Genomic DNA, 5,520 nt, shown 5'->3' on the forward strand with positions numbered 1-5,520 from the left:
GTGATAAGCAACTGCAATATTTTCTTTTTCAGAAATAGCTCTAGATTTTTTAGCAGGTCCAGCCATAACTCTATCAATAGCTTCATCAATTTGTGCTAATGTAATTAATTTAGTATTTTCTCTTACTGATAGTAATGTAGCTTCATTAATTACGTTTTCAAGTTGCGCTCCAGAAAAACCTGGTGTTCTTCTTGCTATTAAATTAAATTTAACATTAGGATCTATTCTTTTACCTTTTGCATGCAATTTAAGAATTTCTTCTCTTTCTTTTATATCAGGCAATGAAACAGTAATAATTCTATCAAATCTACCGGGTCTTAATAAAGCTGGGTCAAGAACGTCAGTTCTATTTGTTGCAGCCATTATTAAGATTCCACTATTTTCTTTGATACCATCCATTTCAACAAGTAATTGGTTTAATGTTTGTTCTCTTTCATCATTTCCACCACCAATACCTGCACCACGTGAACGACCAACTGCATCTAATTCATCAATAAAAATAATTGCAGGTGCATTTTGTCTAGCTTCTTCAAACATATCACGAACTCTTTTTGCTCCAAGTCCAACAAACATTTCAACAAAGTTTGATGCTGATATAAAGAAGAAAGGAACGTTTGCTTCACCAGCAGTTGCTTTTGCTATTAAGGTTTTACCAGTGCCTGGAGGGCCAACTAGTAAAATTCCTTTTGGGATTTTTGCGCCAAGTCTTAGATATTTATCTGGGCTTTTTAGATAGTCAACTATCTCTTGAACCTCTTCTTTAGCCTCTTCAACGCCGGCAACATCGTCAAATTTAACTTTTGGTTTTTCAGAATTTATAAGCTTTTTCGCACTTCCTATGCCAAGTATGCCGCCGCCGATATTCTTTTGCATACGACTAGCGATAAACATCCAAATAGCAAAAAATATAAATACTGGTATGATCCATGAAAACAAGAGATCTCCAAACCAGTTATTTTCGCTGTAAACGCTATATGTTATGCCATTTTGCTCAAGCAAATTTATAAGCGTTGGATCGTTTAAGCGTTTTGAAAGATAGATGGTCTTGTCGCCACCCACACCTTTTATCGTTGTTTCAGATATCGCGACCTCGTTTAGTTGCTTATTCTTTAGCATATCTTTAAATTCAGAGTAGGCCACCATCTTGTTTTGAGCATTGTTACCAACCCCAAATGAGCCGCCCAGCCCATCTCCACCAAAGCTTCTAAAAGCAAGCACTATCACTATCGCAAAGATAGCAAAGATAAAGATAGGATTTTTGTTGAAAAATCCGTTATTATCGCCGTTGTTTTGGTTATTATTTTGATTGTTCATCTATTTCCTTGTAAACAAAGCTACTCCAATCGTTCGCTTGTTTTATCTCAACTAGCTCCAAATCCTTAAACGTATCTTTAATCCTATCTTCGTATTTGTTCAAAATTCCTGATAATACTAAATAGCCGCCTTTTTTAAGCGATTTTTTCAAGTCATTTGAGAGCATAAAAATGACATCGGCGATGATATTTGCTACGACGATATCATATTTTTGCTCTAAATTTGATATAGAACCTGTCCAAATTTTATTAAATTTAACCTCATTTAGCTGGGCGTTACTTAGCGAGCTTTGCGTAGCTTGCTCGTCCGTATCGCAAGCATCGACCTTGCAGCCAAGCTTTGCTAAAGCGATGCTTAATATCCCACTTCCGCAACCCACATCTAAAGCGGTATCGCCACTTTTTGCATATTTTTGCAAAAGAAGCAAGCAAGAATTTGTGCTTTCGTGGTGCCCTGAGCCAAAGGCTAGAGCTGGGTCGATTATGATATTTGTTACGTCTTTAAGTGGCGCTTCCCAGCTAGGTCTAATATAAATTTTATCAACCAAAATAGGCTTAACTGCCTTTTTATATTCGCCTAGCCAGTCTTTATTTTCTTTAAGATCAATAGAAATTTTTAGATCATTTGGAATTTTATGTGCGCTAGATAGCCCTTTTGCGTACTCTTCTATGCCCCAAGCTATGTCATTTAGATCATACTCTTCCCTGATAATGATCTGCTTATCCAGCTCTTCAACACAGGTGACTCCAAAAGAAAAAACTAACTCTAAAATTTCATCATAAAAATTTGATGTTTTGATGCTTAATTCGTAAAATTTATCTTTCATTAACCAAGAACGTCTTCAAGCTTCTCTTTTAAAACTTGTGGCGTAAAAGGTTTAACGATGTAGTTATTAACACCTGCTTTTAAAGCTGTTATAACCTCGGCTTTTCCGCCCTCTGTTGTTACCATTATGATAGGCATATCAACATACTTTTGCTCTGCTCTTACTTTTTTAACAAGTTCAAGACCATTCATCTCAGGCATGTTCCAGTCAGTGATAAGAACCTCAATGCCTTCATTTTGTCCCATGATATTCCATGCTTCAACGCCGTGCTCAGCCTCAAGAATTTCTTGATGTCCTAGCCTTTGTAAAGTATTTTTAATGATCCTTCTCATTGTTGAGCTGTCGTCTACAACCAAAATCTTCACATAATATCCTTTTAGTAAAAATTGCCCTATTCTAGCTAATTAAAATTTATAAAAGCTTTAACGCTAGCCAACTTGTTTAAAAGCATCTTTCAAATCAAGTCGTCCTTCATAGTAAGCTTTACCAACGATCACGCCAGAGATCTCATTTGTCTCTTTTAGCGCTAAAATGTCGTTTATATCGCTCACACCGCCACTTGCTATGGTCTCAAGCTTGCTGTTTCTAGCTATTTGCAAGCTAAAATCAACATTAACTCCGCCAAGCATTCCATCTTTGTTAATATCGGTGCAAATCACAGCTTCTACACCCACATCTGCAAATTTTTTTGCAAGATCGACCGCTTTTATATTTGAAACCTCACCCCAGCCTTGCACCGCCACATAGCCATCTTTCGCGTCTATACCAACTACGACCCTATAAATTCCAGCCATTTTTGCTGTAAATTCTGGATCACGAAGGGCAACTGAGCCAAGGATCACTCTGCTAACTCCAAGGTCCAAATAGCGTTTTATACGCTCTTCATCCCTTATGCCGCCACCAACTTGCACCTTTAAATTTGTTGCTTTTACTATCTTTTCGATCGTGTTAAAATTTATAGTTTCTCCTGCAAATGCTCCGTCAAGATCAACCACATGCAGCCATTTTGCGCCGTAGCCTTCAAACCTCTTAGCTAGCTCACTTGGCTCGTTGCTGTAAATTTTAGCGCTTTGCATGAGCCCTTTGCTAAGCCTAACTGCCTGCCCCTCTTTTAGATCTATCGCTGGGAAAATTTCCATCACAACCTCGCAAAATTTTCTAAAATTTTAAGCCCAACATCGTGGCTTTTCTCTGGATGAGGCTGAAAGCCAAAAACATTTTCATGCTGCACTGCGCTTGTAAACTCATAGCCATAGCCCGTCTTTGCAAGTGCAAATTTATCATCACAAACCACGTGATAGCTATGCACAAAATATAAATACTCAAGCTCTTTTAGCCCTAAATTTAAAGGGCCATTTTGTTTAAATAAAAGCGCATTCCAGCCAACGTGTGGGATCTTTAGCGGCTTGTCAAATTTAGCTTCGTCAAATTTGATCACCTCGCCAGCTATCAGCCCAAGCCCATCATGCTCGCCAAATTCATAGCTTTTTTCAAACAAAAGCTGCATGCCAAGGCAAATTCCTATAAAGGCCTTGCCATTTTTCACAGCATCTTTTATTGCCTCGTCCATGCCTTTAAATTTAAGCTTTTTTATAGCCTCACCAAATGCCCCAACGCCTGGCAAAACGATGTGAGAGTACTCTTTTAAACTCTCAGGCTCACTTACTAAAACGCATTTTTTATCAAGAAATTTAAAAGCATTTATCACGCTTTTAATGTTTCCAGCGCCGTAGTCGATCACCGCTATCATCTATTTTCTTGCCTTTTTACGCTAAAGAGATAAAAGCTAAGTGCTGCCATTAGCATAGCCACACCGCCTATTAGATAGATAGCGTTTATGATATTTTCAGGTGCAGTGATAGCAAATTTAAAGACCAGCATAAGCGCTTCAATGGCAAGTGCTATGATGATAGAGCCGATAAATCTAACCATCGTCTTATATATCACGCTGTTTTCGTCGTGATTTTTACCCAAAACTTCCTCTTCAAATATCGTCTTTACAAGGTCAAAAATAGCAAGGGCTAGCGTTAAAATGATGGTTGATTCAAAAATTTCTTCTACGTTTATATGCTCGATACTCTTTGAGATAAAGCTCTTTACGCCGTGCCAAAACAAAAAGGCGCAGATCATAAAAAGCGAGGCACAAAATAACGTATAAACAGTCTTTAAAAATCTACCAAAATGCTCCTCAACAAAGCCACTATCGACCATCTTTAGGATATTTTCTAGGCTTATGTCGATGCAAGCGATAAATTTAAGCTCATTTTTTTCATTATAGATAGGCACGCTTGCTGTGACGCACAAATTTCCATTTAGGCTTGATGGATATGGGTCGCTTAAAACGCACCTTTTCTCGCGCACTGCGGTGTAGTAGTATGCCTTATTTGCGCGGTTTTCGCCTTTTGGGATTTTGTATTTTTCATTTAGACTGATCGAGTCTTCGATCTGTATGCCATTTTCATCCAAAATGTATAGTGCGTCAAAATTTTCTATCTCGTGGCTGATCTTATCAAAGCCAGCTTTTATATTCTCCAAACAAACCCCAGGCAGTCTATTTGGCAAATTTCTACTAAATAAATAGCATATATACGCCCTTGCCTTATATCTAGTGTCGCTAAATCTCTTAATATCTTTTATAACCAAAACTAGCCTTTTAAATTTAATGCATGATTAAACTCTGGCACGATCACCTTAAGAGCAGGTGCCACCTCGTCATCTTCAAGCTGCAAAAGCCCATTTATCTGTGAATTTAAAAGGGTCAGATCATAAGGCTGTGAGTGTGTCACGAAGATCGACTCATACTTAGTTTGAACGTCATCTTTGTTGATAAGTAGCTCTTCATAAAGCTTCTCGCCAGGTCTAAGCCCCACAAATTCGATACCCAGATGCTCTTTGTTTGAAAGCAGAAGCATCTTTTTAGCAAGATCGACGATCTTAACAGGCTCACCCATATCAAGCACGAAAAGCTCTCCACCTTTTGCTATAGAGGCTGCTTGAAGGACTAGCTGGCACGCTTCAGACGTAAGCATAAAGTATCTTGTGATCTCTGGGTGAGTGACGCTTAGTGGCTTGTTTGCAGCGATCTGCGCTTTAAATTTAGGTATGACTGAGCCACTTGAGCCAAGGACGTTGCCAAAGCGCACGCAAACTATCTCGCACACACCTACTTCGTTTGAATTTAGCGCATAAAGCTCACAAACACGCTTGGTTGTACCCATTATGTTTGTTGGGCGCACTGCCTTGTCTGATGAGATCATGACAAATTTCTTAGCACCATATTTTTTAGAAAGATCAACTGCATTTTTTGTGCCAAGGATGTTGTTTTCAACTGCTGAGCGAGGATTTAGCTCGCAAAGTGGCACGTGCTTGTAAGCTGCAGC

6 protein-coding genes and 1 pseudogene are annotated in these 5,520 nt (G+C 38.6%); all 7 read right to left on the reverse strand.

All coding sequences use genetic code 11. The features are described 5' to 3' along the window. Positions 1-1,314, reverse strand: a 1,314-nt coding sequence (locus tag Q0296_RS10540; RefSeq protein ID WP_298040367.1) for an ATP-dependent metallopeptidase FtsH/Yme1/Tma family protein, incomplete at its 3' end; no start/stop codon positions are given. Next, complete coding sequence (locus Q0296_RS10545) at positions 1,298-2,140, reverse strand: 50S ribosomal protein L11 methyltransferase (RefSeq protein ID WP_298040369.1); 843 nt, start codon at positions 2,138-2,140, stop codon at positions 1,298-1,300. The genes Q0296_RS10540 and Q0296_RS10545, both read right to left, overlap by 17 nt. Then, complete coding sequence (locus tag Q0296_RS10550) at positions 2,140-2,505, reverse strand: chemotaxis response regulator CheY (RefSeq protein ID WP_298040370.1); 366 nt, start codon at positions 2,503-2,505, stop codon at positions 2,140-2,142. Before Q0296_RS10550 ends, Q0296_RS10545 begins: the two co-directional genes overlap by 1 nt. Positions 2,506-2,568: 63 nt before the next feature. Continuing rightward, complete coding sequence (gene hisA, locus Q0296_RS10555; RefSeq protein WP_298040372.1) at positions 2,569-3,279, reverse strand: 1-(5-phosphoribosyl)-5-[(5-phosphoribosylamino)methylideneamino]imidazole-4-carboxamide isomerase; 711 nt, start codon at positions 3,277-3,279, stop codon at positions 2,569-2,571. After that, entirely contained in the window at positions 3,279-3,890 is a 612-nt protein-coding gene (gene hisH, locus Q0296_RS10560; RefSeq protein ID WP_298040373.1) for an imidazole glycerol phosphate synthase subunit HisH, read from the reverse strand. Before hisH ends, hisA begins: the two co-directional genes overlap by 1 nt. After that, complete coding sequence (locus Q0296_RS10565; protein ID WP_298040374.1) at positions 3,887-4,783, reverse strand: PDC sensor domain-containing protein; 897 nt, start codon at positions 4,781-4,783, stop codon at positions 3,887-3,889. Before Q0296_RS10565 ends, hisH begins: the two co-directional genes overlap by 4 nt. A 2-nt stretch (positions 4,784-4,785) precedes the next feature. Then, positions 4,786-5,520: pseudogene (gene pglF, locus Q0296_RS10570) on the reverse strand (UDP-N-acetylglucosamine 4,6-dehydratase (configuration-retaining)); the annotation flags it as partial.

This window comes from uncultured Campylobacter sp. (assembly GCF_937890585.1).
Lineage (GTDB): Bacteria > Campylobacterota > Campylobacteria > Campylobacterales > Campylobacteraceae > Campylobacter_A.